Origin of the sequence: Halomonas sp. GFAJ-1 (genome assembly GCA_002966495.1) — a bacterium.
Lineage (GTDB): Bacteria > Pseudomonadota > Gammaproteobacteria > Pseudomonadales > Halomonadaceae > Vreelandella.
Genome location: CP016490.1, coordinates 3,090,128 through 3,109,316 on the forward strand (window position 1 = coordinate 3,090,128; position 19,189 = coordinate 3,109,316).

At 53.2% G+C, this 19,189-nt stretch carries 17 protein-coding genes; 11 read left to right on the forward strand and 6 right to left on the reverse strand.

Annotation, left to right across the window (positions count from 1 at the left end; genetic code table 11):
* The first annotated feature begins 75 nt into the window (after window positions 1-75).
* The 3 genes from BB497_13925 to BB497_13935 are packed head-to-tail and all read left to right on the forward strand — an operon-like array spanning window position 76 to window position 3,279.
* Complete coding sequence (locus BB497_13925) at window positions 76-930, forward strand: hypothetical protein (GenBank protein AVI63729.1); 855 nt, start codon at window positions 76-78, stop codon at window positions 928-930.
* Window positions 927-1,859, forward strand: coding sequence for a diguanylate cyclase (locus BB497_13930; protein ID AVI63730.1), 933 nt, complete (start codon window positions 927-929; stop codon window positions 1,857-1,859). The genes BB497_13925 and BB497_13930 overlap by 4 nt, the downstream gene beginning before the upstream one ends.
* 22 nt (window positions 1,860-1,881) lie before the next feature.
* Window positions 1,882-3,279, forward strand: coding sequence for a PA-phosphatase (locus BB497_13935; protein AVI63731.1), 1,398 nt, complete (start codon window positions 1,882-1,884; stop codon window positions 3,277-3,279).
* Window positions 3,280-3,312: 33 nt separating this feature from the next.
* Here the strand turns inward: BB497_13935 and BB497_13940 are convergent, their stop codons facing one another.
* Genes BB497_13940 through BB497_13950 form a run of 3 tightly spaced genes read right to left on the reverse strand, consistent with a single transcriptional unit; the run spans window position 3,313 to window position 5,998 of the window.
* A complete protein-coding gene (locus BB497_13940) occupies window positions 3,313-3,933 on the reverse strand; it encodes a threonine transporter RhtB (GenBank protein ID AVI64358.1) in 621 nt (206 codons plus the stop codon).
* Window positions 3,934-3,938: 5 nt separating this feature from the next.
* Complete coding sequence (locus BB497_13945) at window positions 3,939-4,616, reverse strand: aromatic acid decarboxylase (GenBank protein AVI63732.1); 678 nt, start codon at window positions 4,614-4,616, stop codon at window positions 3,939-3,941.
* A gap of 5 nt (window positions 4,617-4,621) precedes the next feature.
* Window positions 4,622-5,998: a UDP-N-acetylmuramate:L-alanyl-gamma-D-glutamyl-meso-diaminopimelate ligase gene (locus BB497_13950; protein AVI63733.1), complete on the reverse strand. Its 1,377-nt coding sequence runs from the start codon at window positions 5,996-5,998 to the stop codon at window positions 4,622-4,624.
* A 223-nt stretch (window positions 5,999-6,221) separates the two neighbouring features.
* Between BB497_13950 and BB497_13955 the strand changes: the two genes are divergently transcribed.
* The 8 genes from BB497_13955 to BB497_13990 all read left to right on the forward strand — a co-directional run bounded on the left by BB497_13955 (window position 6,222) and on the right by BB497_13990 (window position 14,944).
* On the forward strand, window positions 6,222-6,608 hold the full coding sequence (locus tag BB497_13955) for a glutaredoxin (GenBank protein ID AVI63734.1): 387 nt from the start codon (window positions 6,222-6,224) through the stop codon (window positions 6,606-6,608).
* Window positions 6,609-6,884: 276 nt separating this feature from the next.
* Entirely contained in the window at window positions 6,885-8,456 is a 1,572-nt protein-coding gene (locus BB497_13960; protein ID AVI63735.1) for a nickel/dipeptide/oligopeptide ABC transporter substrate-binding protein, read from the forward strand.
* Between the two features lie 135 nt (window positions 8,457-8,591).
* Window positions 8,592-9,641, forward strand: a complete 1,050-nt coding sequence (locus BB497_13965) for an ABC transporter permease (protein AVI63736.1) — start codon at window positions 8,592-8,594, stop codon at window positions 9,639-9,641.
* Entirely contained in the window at window positions 9,638-10,582 is a 945-nt protein-coding gene (locus BB497_13970; GenBank protein ID AVI63737.1) for an ABC transporter permease, read from the forward strand. The genes BB497_13965 and BB497_13970 overlap by 4 nt, the downstream gene beginning before the upstream one ends.
* A 7-nt stretch (window positions 10,583-10,589) precedes the next feature.
* Entirely contained in the window at window positions 10,590-11,606 is a 1,017-nt protein-coding gene (locus BB497_13975) for a methionine ABC transporter ATP-binding protein (GenBank protein ID AVI63738.1), read from the forward strand.
* Window positions 11,603-12,664 carry an ABC transporter ATP-binding protein gene (locus BB497_13980; GenBank protein ID AVI63739.1) on the forward strand — a complete coding sequence of 354 codons (1,062 nt, stop codon included), beginning with the start codon at window positions 11,603-11,605 and terminating at the stop codon, window positions 12,662-12,664. The genes BB497_13975 and BB497_13980 overlap by 4 nt, the downstream gene beginning before the upstream one ends.
* A 49-nt stretch (window positions 12,665-12,713) precedes the next feature.
* Window positions 12,714-13,625: a LysR family transcriptional regulator gene (locus tag BB497_13985; protein ID AVI63740.1), complete on the forward strand. Its 912-nt coding sequence runs from the start codon at window positions 12,714-12,716 to the stop codon at window positions 13,623-13,625.
* A gap of 14 nt (window positions 13,626-13,639) precedes the next feature.
* Complete coding sequence (locus tag BB497_13990) at window positions 13,640-14,944, forward strand: Xaa-Pro dipeptidase (GenBank protein AVI63741.1); 1,305 nt, start codon at window positions 13,640-13,642, stop codon at window positions 14,942-14,944.
* A gap of 87 nt (window positions 14,945-15,031) precedes the next feature.
* Here BB497_13990 and BB497_13995 read toward each other — a convergent pair whose 3' ends face one another.
* The 3 genes from BB497_13995 to BB497_14005 all read right to left on the reverse strand — a co-directional run bounded on the left by BB497_13995 (window position 15,032) and on the right by BB497_14005 (window position 19,064).
* Window positions 15,032-15,655, reverse strand: a complete 624-nt coding sequence (locus tag BB497_13995; protein AVI63742.1) for a hypothetical protein — start codon at window positions 15,653-15,655, stop codon at window positions 15,032-15,034.
* A 514-nt stretch (window positions 15,656-16,169) separates the two neighbouring features.
* Window positions 16,170-17,219 (reverse strand): butanediol dehydrogenase, encoded by a 1,050-nt coding sequence (locus BB497_14000; GenBank protein ID AVI64359.1) that lies wholly within the window; start codon window positions 17,217-17,219, stop codon window positions 16,170-16,172.
* A 30-nt stretch (window positions 17,220-17,249) separates the two neighbouring features.
* Window positions 17,250-19,064: an FAD-dependent oxidoreductase gene (locus BB497_14005; protein ID AVI63743.1), complete on the reverse strand. Its 1,815-nt coding sequence runs from the start codon at window positions 19,062-19,064 to the stop codon at window positions 17,250-17,252.
* Between the last annotated feature and the right edge of the window lie 125 nt (window positions 19,065-19,189).

Below are 19,189 nucleotides of genomic sequence, written 5' to 3' on the forward strand. Positions count from 1 at the left end.
CGGCAACATTATCAAACAGCACCACGGCACGGCCGTGAATCAGCCTTCGTTATTAAAGGTGAATAGTAAGCCACCATGCAAAGCAAGTACAAAATACGCCTACTAAGAACCAATTTATTGGCTGCCGCTGTGCTGCTAGCACTCTGGACACCCACCGCCCCACCTGCTGCCGCTCTGGTGCTGTGGCTCTCGGTTGGATGGCTGTTGATTACCGCGCTGCTGCTGGATTTCAGCCATCGCCGGGCTAGAGGCTTGCCCTGGCAAATGCTGGCTGGCGGCCTGCTACTTTGCTTAATTGTCGCGGCCCCGGAGCGGCACAGCATACTGATATGGGTTTTTGCAGCCGTTTACATGCTGCCGCAAAGACCTGTGGCAATCGCCTTTAACGCCAGCGCCGCCCTACTAAGCTGGATAATGATCGCCCCTTTTCTCAGCAAGCCAGAGTGGCTATTACTGCTGACAACACTAACGGCTTTAGGGCTATTGGCGGTATCGAAAACACGCCAACTGATTGATATAAACGGAGCGATCCAGCAACGCTTACGGCTAATACCGGGGCTCAACTTATGGGCTGGCGAGCAGCTATTACGCGACTTAGCTCGGGAGCAGATCCGCTCTGAACGAGAGGGGATTTACGCTGAAGTAGTCGTCATACACGTTAAACGTCACCAGCTTTGGGCATCGGCACAAAAGCTCTGCGAGTTAACTTACGCATTTGAAAACGTGTATCGCTTAAATGGCACGACGTTAGTTATATTGCTACTGTCGCGCTCGCCAAAGGAGGGCGCCCAACGCCGCGGGCTGATTTGCAATGCTCTGCCTGAAAAGGTGCTTCATTACCACACTCCGCTGATGGATGTGGAGCTTTCAACGCTCACTCTGGAAATGCTGCATACCTCTCCTGCCAAGACGTTTGGGAGCATGCCATGACTGAGCATCAGCTACCAAGGTGGTTAATGACACTGGCGTACAGTGGCAGCGTCGTCGTTATGGCCGCTTATACATTGTGGCTATACGCGATGGGTGACTACCGAGAGTTATTAATCCCCTTATTTGTCACCTTACTGTTACTAACCGCCCTATTGATGCACTACAGCCAGGGCTTAACACCCGCTATCCCGCGGGCCATTTTACTCGCAAGCACCTACGCGGTGGTTCTAGCCGCCATGTACTATCAACCCTCTACACCGCTTATCTGGCTGGGGTTGCCTGTTGCCGCTTCTTTTTTGCTTCTGCCGTTATGGGGCGCGCTTTTTTTAAACATCCTCTGTACCCCCCTTTGGTGGCTGCTACCCGGCACCAGTGATATTTCATCTACCTTTGCGCTGGGCTATCTCGCCCTTATTTTGCTATCAGCGCTCCCCCCCTGGGAACATGCTCGCAGGGGGGCACTATTAAGAGCAACAGATCCCAACGACGGCGACTGCAATGCTTACCATATCGACACCTTAAAAGAGCGGTTACACAATGAGTATCAGCGCGCAGCAATGCTTAACAAACGCCTTGCCGTGCTGGTGCTTCATCTACCCCAGCTAGATATGGCAGAAGAGCAGTTTGGACAGCGTGCTCAACTCGCGCTTCTAGGTACTCTCTGCAGCGAGGTCAATAGCCGCTGCCGCGACCATGATTTGCTGGGCCGAGCAGGCAACGCCACTTTTTGGCTAGTGCTTCCAGACACGAGTGAAAGCGGTGCTTTATTAGTACGTGAACGGCTTCAGCGCGCATTATCACGCTGCGTGCTCGTCGAAACAGGTCATTTAGACACCCGCATTAGCGTGTGTTTACCGTGCCGAACTGAAAGTTTTGAACGTTACGTGAAGCGCCTGGAAGCGCGCGCCCAGGCATTGGTTGAGGCCTAACCTTTTTTATTTGGAGCTTTCTGTGTCTGTAGTTGATTCACTCTTTGCGCTTTCGATGTCGCCAACCATGTTGCTGCTGCTGGTTTTACTCATCGCGCTGGCTGAGTCTCTCGCACTCGTTGGTTTGCTGGTCCCTGGGGTAGTGTTAATTACCGCGGCCGCCTCTGTTGCCGGGCACCAATCCCTTGGCCTCCCCTGGCTTGTGGGCGCAGCCTTCATTGGCGCCGTACTAGGCGATGGCATTAGCTATAAGCTGGGCTACCATCACCGCGAGCAGGTAACCCAGCGCTGGCCACTGGTGCATCATCCAGAGTGGCTAGGGCGTGGCGCGCGTTTTTTTGAACGCTATGGGATCTATTCGGTGTTTATTGGCCGCTTTGTAGGCCCGGTACGCCCTATTATCCCACTAATTGCAGGTATGATGCGCATGCCTGCCCGCACGTTTTTGTGGGCCAACGTTTCATCAGCAGCGCTATGGGCGCCAGCTTATGTGCTGCCAGGCTATTTATTAGGCCGAACGTGGCAACAGCACCTAGACCTGCCACCTGACGTAGAAGCCGCTGCGATTATGATGGCCGCAAGCGTGGTAGTGCTAGCCGTGGTGTTTTCCTGGGGCAGAGCGCAGGTTGGGCGCCACGGCTGGGCGTATCTAGGCATTGCGCGCATCATTCGCCGCATCCCCTTCATGCGGCGTCCCTGGCTCTCCATGAGCCGGGCCGGAGAAGTTCCACTAGCGTCGCTTCTGCTGTTCGTCGTGGCACTCGCCAGCGTGTCCGCCTGGACGCTGCTGGTCATGCAGCACGACGGCCCCCTACTCATAGACCTTCAGGCTCAGCGGCTATTTAACTGGCTAAGCAACGATGTGTTGGTTACCTCAAGTTTAATACTGGCAGATATCGGCGATAAGCTCGGTATTGCAGCGCTACTCATCCCCTGGGGGCTGTGGTTTTTGGTGCACAAGCGCTGGGATGCCTTTTATCACTGGGGCGCAGCGGTGGGTGGCATTGCCCTACTAAATACCTTGGGCAAAGCTATTTTTGGTCGTGAACGGCCTTTCACCCCAGACCATCTAACGGGGTCACTCGCCTACCCTAGCGCCCACACCTCTACATCGGTGGTGGTGATTGGCCTGGCCGCTGCTTTTTTAGTGGCTGGACTGCCGCGTAAGCGCCACTTTTGGGTGTATTGGCTAGCCATTGTTCTGGCCACCCCAATGGCGCTATCCCGCTTAGTGATAGGCGTACATTGGTTAAGTGACTTAATTGGCGGCGCCCTTCTCGGCTTGGTGGTGTGCGCGTTGGTACGGCTTAGCTGGCAGCGTCGCTACCGGTCGCCTTTGCCCCCCTGCCCGTGGGTACTGCTCGCTGGCGCATCACTGTTTCTGGTTACGTTACGCGTTATCTTCTTGCCGCCCGCATAACGGGCGGTAGCCGTACTCCATTTACTTGCCTTGTTAACCCAGTGCTAACCAGAAGCCTACCCCCAACATCAGCGTGCCAGCAATTCGATTAAGCAACCGCACATTGCCGCTTTTACCCAACACCTGACGTAGCGTTTTACCGCCGGTGGCGTAAACCAGCATGCTGGCAAACTCAATGGTAAGAATAACTACAATCAAAATGCTAAGCTGCGGTGCTAGTGGGCGACTGCTATCTAAAAACGGCGGTAGCAACACCATAAAAAACGCCCAGCCTTTAGGGTTTGCAACGGCAGTGACGAGCCCTTGCATGGCCAGTTGCAACCGCCCAGCAGCAGGACCAGCATCCAGTTCACTGGGGATCGCCATGCGCCCCCGGGAGCGCCACATCATAACTCCCAGGTAGGCAAGATAAGCACCACCTGCCCATTTGAAAGCAGTAAACAGCTCAGGCTGACGAAGCATTAAGGCGGCAACGCCAGCGCCGGCTGCTGCAGCTACAAAACCAACCCCAATTAGCTCCCCCGCCATCATCCAAAGCGTACGCTTAACGCCCTGGGTCATACCCAGCACCATGGCAAGGGTCATACACATGCCTGGCGTAAGCGAAACAAACAAGAAAGTTGGCAAAAACACCGACAACATGGCCCAGGACATCACCGTCACAAATCCTTATGTTGTATATCGCTGGATGGCTGGTGCGCTTCTCCCCAACGCGGCATCAGGCGGTGACTAATGCCCAACTGATTGAGGATTCGGGCGACAATGAAATCAATAAGGTCTTCGATGGTTTGCGGCTGGTGATAAAACCCTGGCGCGGCAGGGAGGATCACTACGCCTAGTCGACTAAGCGCCAGCATATGTTCTAAGTGAATGGGAGAAAAAGGGCTTTCCCGGGGTACCATCACCAAGGTTCGACGCTCCTTGATGGCGACATCTGCCGCGCGCTCAATTAAGTTGTTGCTTGCTCCGGTGGCCACCGCAGAGAGAGTCCCTGTAGAGCAAGGACACACCACCATTGCCGAAGGTGCACCCGAACCGGACGCCACAGGCGCCATCCAGTCCTCACGCCCGAAACAACGAATTTGCCCCGGTTTAGCTCCACTACGCTGGCTTAACGCCTCGACTAAACGCGCAGGTTGCGCTGGCAGCGATACCTCTGTTTCAGTGGCTATCACCATGTGTGCGGCTTTGGATATCATCACCCATACTTCATGCTCGGCCTCTACCAGCACATCGATCAACCGTAAACCATATTGCGCCCCCGATGCACCGGTTAGGGCCACGGTAACCGGTGGTTTAAAAGTAGAACCTGGGCTATCTGAACGAATCTTCGCCACGCAACTTACTCCTTAACGGCTAATGCGGTTAATAGGCGTTCATGGACACCTTCAAAGCCACCATTCGACATGACGACAATACGGTCTTGCGGTGACGCTTGGGTGACAACGGCCTCGACCAGCGACTCAATAGTGCTAAATAGCTGAGCGCACTCGCCCTGCTCTGCCACTAACGTTTCCATTGACCAATCAAGGCCTTCGGGCTGAAACCAAAACACCGCGTCCGCTTCAGCGACGCTGTCATTTAATTGCTCACGCAGTGCACCTAAACGCATGGTATTGGAGCGAGGCTCAATCACCGCTAACAAACGCCCCTTGGTAGTGGCCGCACGCAGCCCTTGTAACGTAGCGGCGATAGCGGTTGGGTGATGGGCAAAATCATCAATCACCTGCACTCCCCCTACTTCACCTAGCACCTCTTGTCGGCGCCGGGGGGTCTGAAAACGCGACAGAGCAGCACATGCACGGGGCAAATCAACCCCACAGCGATGCGCCGCCGCCAGCGCTGCCAAGGCATTGCGGGCATTGTGTTCTCCGGTTAATGACCACTCTACAACGCCGTCTTCCTCCCCATTAACACCGCGATACAGCACCTGAAAACGGCTGCCATCCGAGCGCTCCAGGCTTAGCTGCCACTCGCTGGTGGCTAAGCAACCAAAGCGCTCTACTGGCGTCCAGGCACCCATCTCTAGCACCCGCTCCAAGGCAGGCTGCTGGTCGGCGATCAGCAGTTGGCCTTTGCTGGGTACCGTGCGCACTAGGTGGTGAAACTGGCGCTCAATAGCCGCTAGATCAGGAAAAATATCCGCATGATCAAACTCAAGGTTATTCAGCACCGCAATGGTGGGGCGGTAATGTACAAACTTAGAGCGTTTATCAAAAAAAGCGGTGTCGTATTCATCTGCCTCAACCACAAACGGCGCTTTGGGGCTGCCCAGTCGGGCAGACACACCAAAGTTACGCGGCACACCGCCAATTAAAAAACCGGGGGCCTGCCCTGCACTCTCTAACAGCCATGCCAATAGGCTTGCTGTGGTTGTTTTACCGTGGGTACCGGCTACCGCAATCACCTGCCGATTAGGCAACACATGGTCGGCAAGCCACTGGGCGCCCGAGGTGTAGCGCAGCCCGCTATTGAGCAGCTCCTCAACCTCGGGGTTACCCCGAGAGAGCGCATTACCCACCACCACCATGTCGATTGCCGCTGACAAATTTTCCGCACGGTAGCCTTCCATTAACGTAATGCCTGCTTGTTCAAGCTGGATACTCATGGGGGGGTAAACATTGGCGTCGGAGCCACTGACCTGATGCCCCAACTCCCGAGCCAACAACGCCAAGCTACCCATAAAGGTGCCACAAATACCGATAATATGGAGATGCATGGGGTAGCTCCTTTCCCTTTGCTGTAAAAGCCGACATGACATATAGAAAATAGCCGCTGAGATTAGCACGCTAAGCCACGCTGCTCATCCCATCATCATTGCGGCTTCACGTCACGGGGCTAGAAAGTGACAAATTCGGCGTATTGTTGCAGGATGCGCGCATCCATTTAACAAACCACTTAACCACATCGCCTAGCCACGGTGTTGGTCAGAGGAACTATCCATGCGCATTCTGATTCGTTATTTTTTCCGCGGCCTACGTCTTGTACTCGCACCGGTCATGCTGATCTCAGAAAAGCTTTCTACACCAAAATCGGTAGAGCGCACCCCTGAAGAGCAGGCCGAGGTAGATCAAGCGTGCAAAAGCCTAGCGCTGTATCAATTTCGCACCTGCCCTTTTTGTATCAAAGTACGCAAAGAAATTGCCCGACTGGGGCTAAAAATTGAAACACGGGACGCTCAGTTAGATCCCGAGCATAAAAAGGCGCTACAAGAAGGCGGCGGCAAAGTTAAAGTCCCCTGCCTGAAAATCACCCATGAAGATGGGCGGCACGAATGGCTTTACGAGTCGGATGCCATTAATCGCTTGCTACATAAACGCTTTGGCTAAAAAACTTGCTTAAGGCAGGCCATTTGGCCTGCTAGTTTACTGTCAACAGCATCAACTTTCGTCTAAACACCTCGCGCCGCCCTGCCGCTTTTAGCCATCTCATTCGGCAGATGAATGATACGTGTCATTATTTCGATTGTATGACGCAACAGGCTCTCTCTATGTTAGCTAGATAGCTTACGAGCTGGCCGTGTCTGTTTTACGGGTCACCTATGAACAACAGCACCGTGACCAACGTGTAGAACGAACAATAAACAATCATTCATGGGAACGATTATGACGCTCAAAAAAACGCTACTAGCCTCCATTATTGGCGCCGCTGTTGCGGGCACTGCAATGCTACCGATGGCGGCAAGCGCTGAAACACTGCGTATTGGCTACTCTGCTGACCCTGAAACTCTCGACCTCCATGAGCAGCTTTCGGGCGGCGTATTACGCTTTTCACACTTAGCCTTTGACCCGCTGGTTCGCTGGACCAAAGACTTTCAATTTGAAGCGCGGCTGGCCACTGAGTGGGAGCAAGTAGACGACACCCATATGCGCATGACGCTGCGTGAAGGCGTTACCTTCCACTCCGGCAACGAATTCACTGCCAAAGACGTGGTATGGACCATTGAGCGTTTAAAAGAGAGCCCAGACTATCGCGCTATTTTTGAGCCGATAGCCAGCGTTGAAGCGATTGATGACTACACCGTAGAAATCACCACTACTGAGCCCTACCCGCTGCTGCTCAACCTTGCTACCTACATTTTCCCCATGGATAGCGAGTTTTACACCGGCGAAACCGACGACGGAAACGACAAATCAGAAATCGTTAAAGCGGGCAACTCCTTTGCATCGCGCAACGTCTCCGGTACCGGCCCGTTCATCGTCACCGACCGCCGCCAGGGTGTACGGGTTGATTTTGAGCGTTTCGAAGATTACTGGGATACCGAAACTGAAGGCAATGTTTCACGCATCGTACTGACGCCCATTGCTGAAAACGCCTCCCGCGTTGCGGCGCTTCTCTCTGGCGGCGTTGATTTTATTGATGCCGTACCGCCTAACGATTTAGACCGTGTTCGCGATGCCCAAGGTGCAAACCTTTATGAAATTCCCGGCACGCGCATCATCGGCTTCCAGCTGAATGAAGAGCGGGTTGAAGCCTTCCAGGACGCTCGCGTCCGCCAAGCGGTTGACCTTGCCATCAACCAAGAGGGCATTGCCGACCGCTTAATGCGCGGTTTCGCAACGCCCGCAGGCCAGTTCTCTCCTGAAGGCTATTCGGGCCACAATCCTGACCTGGTTCCGCGTTACGATCTGGAGCGGGCCCAGGAACTAATGGCGGAAGCAGGCTATGAAGACGGCTTTAGCGTGGAAATGATTGCGCCGAACAACCGCTACGTTAACGATGCGCAAATCGCCCAGGCGGTTGCTAACATGTTGGCGCGTATCAACATTGATGTCAGCTTACGCACAATGCCATTAGCCCAATATTGGCCGGAATACGACACCCGTCAATCAGACATGGCCATGATTGGCTGGCACTCTGATACCGAAGACAGCGCTAACTTCTTCCAGTATCTCTCCTTCTGTATTGATGAAGAGACGGGTGCGGGCCAGTACAACTACGGCAGCTACTGCAACGAAGAGATTGATGCGCTAGTTACACAAGCGGACAGCGAAACCAATCTTGAAAAACGTAACGAAATGCTACGTGAAGCTGAAGCCATGCTTTATGAAGATGTTGGCTACGTCATGCTTCACTGGCAGAACCTTGCGTATGCCGCCGCCGATGGTATCAACATTGAGCCGGTCGTTAACGCCACCGACTTCCCCTACCTGGGTGATTTGGTCATCGACCGCTAAACCTGACGTTTTACTACGTTAATCGGCAAGGATGCTTCGCTCTCCAGGACACTGGGGGGCGAAGCGTTTTATGTGTGAACGGCTAGCAACCCTACTTTTCTTTTCATTAAACCTATTGCATAGGTGGCGTACGCCATGATTGCTTTTCTAATCAAGCGGCTGATGCACGCTGTATTGGTGATGTTTATCATCAGTGTGCTGGCCTTCGCCATTCAGGATAACCTGGGTGACCCCATACAGCAGATGGTCGGGCAGTCAGTTCCCGAAAGCGAGCGCGAGGCACTGCGCGAACGCTTGGGCTTAAACGACCCCTTTCTGGTTCAGTACGTTCGCTTTGCGAAAAATGCTGTTCAAGGAGACTTCGGGAACTCCTATTTTTACCGCGAGCCAGCTCTCGAAGTAATCGCCAGGCATCTGCCCGCAACGCTAGAACTAGTGTTTGCCGCCACGCTGATCATCGTGCTGTTTTCAGTCCCTATTGGGGTCTACAGCGCGATAAAACCTCGATCGCCCTTTTCACGGTTTTTTATGGGCATCTCTATTATCGGCATTTCGATACCGGTTTTTTTGACGGCCATTGTCTTGATCCAAATATTCGCGATTGGGATAACCATTAACCTCTTCCCCCAAGACGCCGCCTGGGGAGCGTGGCTAAATAGCGCGCTTTCAACACAAGGAAATATGCCCTCTTTCGGGCGTGGCCACGAATTAGTACATGTCGTGGGTCACTGGGATACTAATCTCGTCACCTGGGATGGCCTAAAACATCTCGTTCTACCGGCTGTTTCGCTGGCCTCTATTATGCTGCCGCTCTTTATTCGCTTAATTCGCGCTGAAATGATGGAAGTGCTGCAATCTGAATACGTCAAATATGCACGTGCTAAAGGCATCTCGATGCGCCGGGTATACTTTGTTCACGCCCTTAAAAACACCATGCTGCCCGTCATTACGGTAGGTGGCGTACAAATTGGCACCATGGTGGCGTATACCATTTTGACCGAGACCGTTTTTCAATGGCCAGGCATGGGGCTGATGTTCCTGGATGCCATTAACCGCGCTGACATTCCTCTCGTGGTGAGCTATTTGATGATTGTCGGCGTCATTTTCGTGGTGACCAACACCATCGTGGATCTGATCTACGGCTTCGTGAACCCCACCGTAAAACTGACTGGTAAGCCCGCATGACAACATCCACCCCTACTTCTGCGCCAAGCCGCTGGGAGCGCTTACGCGACTCCTTTGTGTGGTACAGCTTTAAACGCGACCGCACCGCCCAGCTGTGTTTGGCCGTATTCCTTTGCATGGTCATTGCCGCCTTTGCTTCACCGCTATTGGCCCCCACTGACCCTTATGACCTGCGCCAAATTGATATTCTCGACTCTGAACTGCCGCCTTTCTGGATTGACGGCGCCGACGACCGCTACGTACTAGGCACCGATGCCCAGGGCCGCGATTTATGGTCGATTGTGCTTTACGGCACTCGGGTATCATTATTGATTGGTTTTGGTGCTGTCTTTCTCCAGGCACTGCTGGGGGTTACCTTTGGCTTAATGGCCGGTTATTTGGGTGGGCGTGTTGATGCCTTCTTAATGCGTCTGGCGGATATACAGCTCTCGTTCTCCACCTTGATGGTGGCCATTGTGGTGGGGGCGGTGGTGAAAGCCACCATGGGCAGCGCCTTCTACAGCCAGTATGCGGTACTTATGCTGATACTGATAATCGGCTTGGCCGAGTGGCCACAGTACGCACGCACAGTGCGAGCCTCGGTACTGGCCGAAAAAAACAAAGAGTACGTGGACGCCGCCCGCGTGATGGGCCTGCGCAGCAAACGCATTATGTTCCGTCATGTACTGCCCAACACGCTCTCACCTATTTTTGTTATCTCTACGGTACAGATTGCCAATGCGATTATTTCCGAGGCGGCGCTGTCGTTCTTGGGGCTAGGGATGCCAGAAACCCACCCATCACTGGGGTCACTGATAAAGTCAGGCTTTGACTACATTCAATCAGGCTCTTGGTGGATTACGTTGATTCCTGGTGCGGTGCTAGTAGTGCTGGTGCTGTCTATCAATCTATTGGGTGACTGGCTTCGCGATGTCATGAACCCACGACTTTATAAAGGCTGAGGGCACCATGGCACTACTTGAAGTTTCTCAACTCGATGTTCGCTTTGCCCTACGCCAGGGCGAAGTGCGCGCCCTACGCGATGTTAATTTCACCCTTGAGCGCGGTGAACGTTTAGGCATTGTCGGAGAGTCCGGCGCCGGTAAATCGGTGGCCGCTTTCTCACTACTGAATTTGATCGCCAAGCCCGGATTTATTGCTGGGGGAAGCATTAAATTTGAAGGCCAAACACTTAATACGATGTCTGAGCGCGGCCTGCGTAAGGTGCGCGGCAACCGCATCTCGATGATTTTCCAAGATCCGATGATGACGCTAAACCCGGTGCTCTCTATCGGTGAGCAAATGGTGGAGTGCCTAAAGGCGCACCGGCGTATTTCATCAAAAGAGGCGCGCAGTATCGCACTAGACAAGCTGCGCCAAGTGCAGATCCCATCGCCGGAAACGCGTCTGGATCAGTACCCCCACGAGCTTTCCGGGGGTATGCGTCAGCGGATCATTATCGCCATCGCACTGCTGCTTGACCCCGACATCATCATTGCCGATGAGCCCACCACCGCTTTGGATGTGACTATTCAAGCGGAAATAATGGCGCTGCTGCTAGAGCTATGCGAGCAGCACAATGTCGGGCTTATATTGATCACCCACGACCTGGGCGTTGTTAGCCAAGTTACCCAGCACATGCTGGTTATGTATGCTGGCAGAGTGATTGAGCAAGGCCCCACCAGGGAAATTATCAACGACCCACAACACCCCTACACCCAGGGGCTCATTAACGCCCTGCCGCAAATGGCGACCCCAGGAGAAAGGCTCAACCAAATCCGCGGCAGTATGCCCTCGTTGTCCAATTTACCTAATGGCTGCGCCTTCCATCCCCGCTGTGACTTTATCAATCGTGCCGATGGCCAGCCCCGCCCGGCATGTACCCAGCAAGTCCCTGGCTTCGTCACCTCAGGCAACTGCCAAGTGGCCTGCCACATGGTGGCTGAGATGCTAGAAGACCGTCGCCTGAAGGAGGAAACCTCATGAGTGCGCAGGCAGAAACGCTTATCACCCACCCGACACAAAACGAAGAGAGCAGCGAGTCGCTGTTGCAAATTCGTGGGCTAAAGAAGCGCTTTTCGCTATCAGGCGATTTCCTAGATCAGCTGCGATTTAAAGGCGGCAAGCTGGTTCGCCATCAAGAGCATGTGCATGCCATTAACGGCGTTAATTTAGACATCAAACGCGGTGAAGCACTCTGTGTAGTGGGCGAGTCCGGCTGTGGCAAATCAACGGTGGCCCGCACGGTGATGGGGCTGATTACGCCTAGCGAAGGCGAGATTAGCTACGATGGCCAGCGTATCGACAACCTGAGTTCGCGTCAGCTGCTGCCCTATCGCAAGCGCATGCAGATGATTTTTCAGAATCCTTATGCATCGCTCAACCCACGCATGACCATCCAGCAAACCCTGGAAGAACCGCTGCGCTTGCATCACCCGAACTGGAATCGGCAGCAAATTCTCGACAAAGTTGGAGAGGTAATGCGCTCTGTGGGCATTGACCCTGACTGGGGCAAGCGCTTTGGGCATGAGTTTTCCGGTGGCCAGCGTCAGCGCATCGCGATTGCACGCGCCTTAGCGGTTGACCCGGAGTTTATCGTCGCAGATGAGCCCATTTCAGCGCTAGACGTTTCCATTCAGGCTCAAGTGCTCAACCTACTAATGGATGCACAGCGTGATCGTAATCTAACTTACCTATTTATTACCCATGACTTAGCCGTAGTAGAGCATTTCGGCACCCGGGTAGCTGTGATGTATTTAGGGACAGTATGCGAGATTGCTACAACGGCCACGCTGTTTGAGAAGCCACGCCACCCCTACACGCAGGCGCTGCTCTCGGCGATCCCACGGCTGAAAGATGACAGACCACAGCATATCCGCCTAACCGGCGAAGTGCCTACGCCGGTCAACTTACCCAGCGGCTGTGTCTTCCACGGGCGCTGCCCCTACGCCAACGCCCGCTGCAAGCAGGAAATTCCTACGCTGCGAACGCAGGACGACGGCACACGCGTCGCATGCCACGCTGTAGAAGAAGGTCGCCTATGAAGGTCATCTTCAACAAAGCATCGCGCCTGAGAGCACTACGAGGTATGGCATGGAAATTCGCTGGCTAGAAGACTTTATTGCCCTGGCCAGAACGCGACACTTCTCCCGCGCCGCCGACGAGCAACACGTGACTCAGCCCACCTTCTCCCGGCGAATTAAGCTACTGGAAGAGGAGATGGGCGTCACGCTGATAAATCGACAAACGCTGCCGCTCTCGCTCACGCCCGCGGGAGAAGAATTTTTGACACTATGCGAGCAAGTTACCGACCGTGTACGCCTCACACGCGACCGTGTGCGAGAGATAAGCGCTGGGCAGCAGCGACGTATTATGGTGGCCGCCCCCCAAAGCTTACTGCCGCAGTTCTTACCCGAATGGCTAGCCAAAATGGGCTGGCAGGAGCGCGTACAACCTTACCTGCGCGCCACCGGCTGGGTAGCCAGCGACTATTTTCAAGCGCTTGCTAGGGCGGAATGCGATCTAGCCATGTGTTATTGGCCCATAGGACGCTGTGATTTAGATATCGATACCAGCGCATGCACCTACCGCGTGATAGGTCATGAGCGTCTGATCCCAGTTACTGGGCTAAATAGCCAAGGCTCACCCTGCGCCCTTTTGCCGGGTACTCGGCAACAGCCAGCTCCCTGGCTTGCCTATCCAAAACGCGGATTGCTGGGTTCGGCGGTAAAAGCACACCTTGCCCGCATGCCCCAAAGCACCTACCTGACGGCACAGAGTGAAAACCTCTATGCCGCAGGTATTAAAGAGTTAGTGCTGCTTGGCTATGGCATGAGCTGGCTACCTGAACGCAACGTAAGCGCTGAGCTTGCTAAAGGCACCTTGGTACGGGCAGGCGATAGCCGCTGGGATGTGCCCATGGAACTCCGTTTATACCGACATCAAAGCCAGCATCATGTTGAACTGGATGGGCTATGGAGTGAACTCACTCCACCACGACATTGAAAGGACACCTAGGTATGTCAACCACCCTATTTAATTTACAGCGAGATCACTTAGCGCATTTACAGCGCGCATATAGCGATATTTTGATAGCTCAAGAGATAGATAGCCTGGCTATTTACAGCGGCCATGCCAATGTCCATTTCGCAGACGACCAAACACCTACGTTTCAAGCTTATGGTCACTTCATGCACTGGATAGGGCTTGCCAATGTGCAGCATAGCTGGCTTGTCATTCAACCAGGCAAACGTCCGCAGCTTTATTTATATGCGCCGGCTGATTTCTGGCATTTACCCACGCGTCTTCCTGAAGAGCCTTGGGTAGCTGAACTTGATGTGCATCTGTGCAGCGACAAAATAACGCCTCCCCTCACGGGGCGCGCAGCGGTGATTGGCGACATCCACTGCCTAGAAGCAAGCACACAACAAGCCATTCAAGCAGAGCATGAGCCCACCGCGCTGATCCAAGCACTTGATGAGCTACGACTGTTTAAAACGGCTTATGAGATCGCTTGCCTGCGTGAAGCAAACCGTTTGGCTATCGCTGGGCACCAAGCCGCTCAGGCTTCGTTCGTTGGTGCCTCAGGGGAGCTGGACATCCAGCTGGCTTATCTAGGTGCCAGTCGTCAGCGTGAATCTGACGTGCCGTATCAAAATATTATTGGTCTGAATAGCCATGCGGGTGTGCTGCACTATCAACACTATGACCTGCATAGCCCTAAGCAGCGGCACAGCTTGTTGGTAGACGCCGGCCGACGCTTTCGCGGTTACTGTGCCGATATCACAAGAACCCACGCCGGCCCTGATGCACCCAGTATTTTTGGCGACTTAATTACCGCCATGCACGGCCTTAAAGATGTGCTTATTGAGCATATTGCACCTGGCGTTGAATTTGTGGCTCTACATGAGCAAATGCACCAGCGTCTAGGCGAGATGTTAATCGCCCACGATCTCTTCAAAGGCAGCGTAGAAGAAGCGGTTGATGAAGGCGTCACGCGTGCATTTTGCCCCCACGGGCTGGGGCATTCGCTGGGGCTTCAGGTACACGACGTAGCAGGACTGCGCCACCCCGACGGAACACCTGCTCCCGCACCTGAAGACCATCCGGCATTGCGTCTCACCCGAACGCTGCGCACAGGTATGGTAGTGACCATTGAGCCCGGACTCTACTTTATCCCGATGCTGCTAGCACCGCTGCGTAAAACATCGCTACCGATTAATTGGGAATTAGTAGATGCGTTGGCGCCTTGTGGCGGCATTCGAATTGAAGACAACGTACTGATTACCGAAAGCGGCTACGAAAACCTAACGCCCTCGCAGTAATTTACCCAAAAAAACGCCCGACAAAGCCGGGCGTTTTGTGCAAACTTGCTACCTTCAGACATGCTGAAGCAGCGTTTGCGGCATTGATTAGAAGCGATAGGTAACGCCGCCACCGACAGTGACCGGATCAATGTCTACTTTACCAACCGTATTGCCACCAGCATTAATATCCGCACTAACATCAGCGTAGCTTACATAGCCGTTCAGCATAATGTTCTGCGTCACAGCTAGATCTACACCTGCTTGACCAATGACACCATAGCTACTGTCGACACTAACATCTGGCGTGGTGCTTTCTCCAGAAAAACGCGTGTAGTTTAAGCCAGCCCCCACATAAGGCTGTACTTTAGAGTCCAGTCCACCCATTGGGTAGTAGTTAACCAACAAGTTAACGGGCATACGGTCGACACTGCCAATGTCACCGCCAGGGGTAATGTTGAGGTCGTGCTCGAATTTCTCAGAGCTATTCAACTCTACGCCAACCTTGTCTGCAAACAGGTAGCCTGCACCAAAAGTGAAGCCACGGGCACTTTGGACATTTATATCTGCACCGAGAACATCTCCATTACCAGAGCCCGTATCGGTTTGGGCCACACCAATACGTACAAATGTATCTCCTGCTCCATAAGCAAGCGCTGCTTGACTTGCCATTAGTGTGCCAGCGGAAATAACGGCAGCTGTCATCAGTTTAATTTTGCTCATCAGGGCAATCCTCTTGCATTCAACTCAGGGGGTGGATTTTTTAGGCTAGTTTATGAATAGCTACTGTTTATACTAGCTTGTTATACAAGATATACCAGTCGAACAGCGTTTCAAAATTTTTAGTGTAATTTTAATATAGGTTTTTGTTTTCAAACAAACTGTTGAGCGATAGAGCGATAGCTCAAAGCAATAGACAAAAAAAAGAGTCCCCCGAAGGGGACCCAGGTGGAGCACGCCAGCTCACTCGGTGTGTCGCTTACCAGCAAAGGCTGGGGCGATGTAGCAAAGAAGGGAGAGAGGCCTAGTTCATCTATCAACTCTATTCTTTTGCTTCTTACACAATACGTAGCGATATGCGTGCCAATTTTCTAAAAATACAATTAAAACAATTGCTTAATTAAAAATTACTGGTTTTCGAAAGTATTACGACGCACTGCAACAAACAAAATGCACCAGCACGACACATTTTTTTGTACCTCTGCCTCACAATGCGTCAAGTGGCGTGCTTAACGCCGCTATTGGGTTAAGGCGTGACAATGATTTTCACCTGCGCCTTGTCATTTAACAGCGCTTCAAATCCCTCTTCCACAATATCTGCAAGCGGAATACGCTGAGTCACCATGTCTTCAGCACGGAAGTAGCCACGCTGCATTAGCGCCATCACAGCCGGGTAGACATGACGGTAGGCAATAATCCCTTTCATGGTGCGCTCTTTAATGACGAGGTCATTCGGCTGGAAGCTTGCCTCTCCCTCCCAAATACTCACCACAATGACTTCGCCGCCTTCATGGGTGCTATGCAACGACTGGTTCAGCACTGCCGGAATCCCGGTCACCTCGAACGCCACGTCAACGCCGCCATTGCTTAACGTTTGCAGTTTCTCCACGGCATCTTCTTGCTGCGGGTCAACCACAATTGCACCAAGTGCTTCAGCTTTGGCTTTACGTGAAGGCGCGACTTCAATGGCGTAAATTTGAGCGGCACCCGCAGCTTTCAGCGCTTCAATGGTCATTAACCCAATTGGGCCTGCGCCAAATACGGCCGCGCTATCGCCCGCTTTCAAACCACTTTGACGAACAGCATGCAAAGCAACCGCCGCTGGTTCTACCAATGCCCCTTGCTCGTAGCTGAGGTCATCCGGCAGCTTATGCACCATGTGCTCCCCCATCACGGTGAACTCCGAGAAGCCACCGCCGCCGCCGGAAAGGCCATGGAAACCCAATAGCGGCGTGAGGTTATAGCGCTCCATTTGATAAGCGCCATCCTTATTGGGCGAAAGAATCGGTTCTATGGCAACGCGATCCCCCACTTTCACCCGTGTTACTTTGTCACCTACCTCAACCACTTCACCGGCGAATTCATGCCCCATGATAATCGGTGCTTGTTCACCGCTAATGGGGTGTGGTTTATCGACGGGAATAAAAATCGGCCCAGCAGCGTACTCATGCAAATCGCTACCACAAATACCACACGCCGCCACCTTAACTTTTACCTCATGAGGGTCGTTAATCGTTGGTATTGGCATTTGCTCAACACGAAGGTCTTTCGCTGCGTACCAAACCGCTGCCTGCATGCTTGAATGACTCATTTGCTACTCCTTCTCTTATGCTCTGTGATGAACTGGCTGCAGGCCATAGACAGGGGTATCTAGCCCTTCCATACGTGCTTTTAACTGCAGCGCCAAATAACGTGAGTAGTGCCGCGACTGGTGTAGGTTGCCGCCATGGAACCACAGTGCCTCTTGCTGAGTGGGCTTCCACATATTGCGCAGCTCACCTTCCCATGGGCCCGGGTCTTTGGTGGTGTCGGAACCTAGCCCCCAACACTTGCCGACTTTATCGGCCACTTCTTGAGAAATAAGCCGTGCCGCCCAGCCATTCATCGAGCCATAACCGGTGGCATAGATAATCAGGTCAGCCTCAAGCTCGCTGCCATCTGTCAGCGTGATGGAGTGCGGGTTAATGCGTTCGATGCCCACGCCGCTGCGCAGTTTGATGTCGCCACTGGCGACCAAATCGCAAGCCCCTACATCAATGTAATAGCCTGAACCACGGCGCAAATACTTCAAAAACAGCCCCGATTCATCGTCACCGAAATCAAGCATAAAGCCTGCGCTCTCAAGCTTCTGATAAAACTCGGCATCACGCTTTTTAATCGCCTCAAAGGCGGGGCGCTGAAAATCTGGCAGCACCTTGTAAGGGATGGAGGCAAACACCAGATCGGCTTTTTCATGGGTTAACCCACTTGCCACCGCCTCTTCCGAATAAAGCGGCCCTAGCACCTCTTCCATCAGCGAATCCGACTTCACAATATGGGTCGATGAACGCTGCAGCATGGTGACATCGGCGTCGTGCTCCCACAGCGCTGCGGCAATATCGTGGGCCGAGTTGTTTGAGCCCACGATGACACATTTCTTGCCTTTATAGGCATCCGGCCCTGGGTGCTGGCTAGAGTGCTGCTGCTCACCTTCAAAGCTTTCCGCCCCTGGAAATGTCGGCACATTGGGCATCCCAGACATACCGGTAGCCATCACTAACTGTTTGGGTCGTAACGTGATCTCCTCGCCGTTGCGCTTAACCTTAACCACCCACTCCCCTGCGGCCTCGTCATAGCTAGCATTCTGACACTCAGTGGAACTCCAATAATTGAGCTCCATCACTTTTGTGTACATTTCCAACCAGTCGCCCACTTTGTCTTTAGGGGCAAACACAGGCCAGTTATCTGGGAAGGGAATATAGGGAAGGTGGTCATACCAGACTGGATCGTGCAAGCAGAGCGACTTATAGCGGTTACGCCAGGAATCTCCCGCGCGCTCGTTGCGCTCAATGATGATCGTCGGCACACCCAGTTGCCTGAGCCGTGCGCCTAAACCAATACCACCCTGGCCACCGCCAATAATCACGCAGTAAGGCTGCCGAGTGTAGCCCAGCTCCGCCTCTTCACGCTCCCGTGACTCCAACCACGTTTCACGCTGCTTATTGGCACCGTGTTCGGCCCCTTTTGGACGATGCTGATTGCACTGCTCAGGGTAGTCGTTCAGTGCTTGCATGGTGGTTAACAACGTCCAGCACTTGCCTTCTTTAAGACGCAAATAGCCTTTGCCACTGGCAACCGCTGTTTTGAAGGTAAACCATGCATCATAGGTGTCACCGTTTTCAGTGGCTTCGCCGTCTAACTGCCAACCCATAGGCTGTGCGTTATTGAGCGTGTCATTGAGCATGGCCTGAATTTCATCTTTGCCTTCGCAGGTTTTTAAATTCCAGGTGAAGGTAAGAAAGTCGCGCCAGTAGCACTCGTCTCCAAACAGCGACAGTACTCGCTCAATATCCTGGGTTTGAAGGGCAGTATCGAAATCCTGCAGCCACGCTTGAACAGTCTCCGTGGGGGTTTGCTGGACTTGTGCCGTTATCTTTGACATAGCGGGTACTCCATGTGCATTTGTTATTGTTGAGTTAACTGTGATGCACCCAACCCTAAGCAGCTACCGTGCCAAACAGCCTGAAAAGCACATCAACAAGCTGAAAAATAAACAAAAAATACAGC

What these genes read in the sequence shown, in the direction of transcription:
- BB497_14005 (AVI63743.1), bottom strand. Translation starts at nt 19,064, where the DNA reads ATGTCAAAGATAACGGCACAAGTCCAGCAAACCCCCACGGAGACTGTT.
- BB497_13955 (AVI63734.1), top strand. Translation starts at nt 6,222, where the DNA reads ATGCGCATTCTGATTCGTTATTTTTTCCGCGGCCTACGTCTTGTACTC.
- BB497_13980 (AVI63739.1), top strand. Translation starts at nt 11,603, where the DNA reads ATGAGTGCGCAGGCAGAAACGCTTATCACCCACCCGACACAAAACGAA.
- BB497_13970 (AVI63737.1), top strand. Translation starts at nt 9,638, where the DNA reads ATGACAACATCCACCCCTACTTCTGCGCCAAGCCGCTGGGAGCGCTTA.
- BB497_13985 (AVI63740.1), top strand. Translation starts at nt 12,714, where the DNA reads ATGGAAATTCGCTGGCTAGAAGACTTTATTGCCCTGGCCAGAACGCGA.
- BB497_13930 (AVI63730.1), top strand. Translation starts at nt 927, where the DNA reads ATGACTGAGCATCAGCTACCAAGGTGGTTAATGACACTGGCGTACAGT.
- BB497_14000 (AVI64359.1), bottom strand. Translation starts at nt 17,219, where the DNA reads ATGCAGGCAGCGGTTTGGTACGCAGCGAAAGACCTTCGTGTTGAGCAA.
- BB497_13925 (AVI63729.1), top strand. Translation starts at nt 76, where the DNA reads ATGCAAAGCAAGTACAAAATACGCCTACTAAGAACCAATTTATTGGCT.
- BB497_13965 (AVI63736.1), top strand. Translation starts at nt 8,592, where the DNA reads ATGATTGCTTTTCTAATCAAGCGGCTGATGCACGCTGTATTGGTGATG.
- BB497_13960 (AVI63735.1), top strand. Translation starts at nt 6,885, where the DNA reads ATGACGCTCAAAAAAACGCTACTAGCCTCCATTATTGGCGCCGCTGTT.
- BB497_13940 (AVI64358.1), bottom strand. Translation starts at nt 3,933, where the DNA reads ATGTCCTGGGCCATGTTGTCGGTGTTTTTGCCAACTTTCTTGTTTGTT.
- BB497_13975 (AVI63738.1), top strand. Translation starts at nt 10,590, where the DNA reads ATGGCACTACTTGAAGTTTCTCAACTCGATGTTCGCTTTGCCCTACGC.
- BB497_13950 (AVI63733.1), bottom strand. Translation starts at nt 5,998, where the DNA reads ATGCATCTCCATATTATCGGTATTTGTGGCACCTTTATGGGTAGCTTG.
- BB497_13990 (AVI63741.1), top strand. Translation starts at nt 13,640, where the DNA reads ATGTCAACCACCCTATTTAATTTACAGCGAGATCACTTAGCGCATTTA.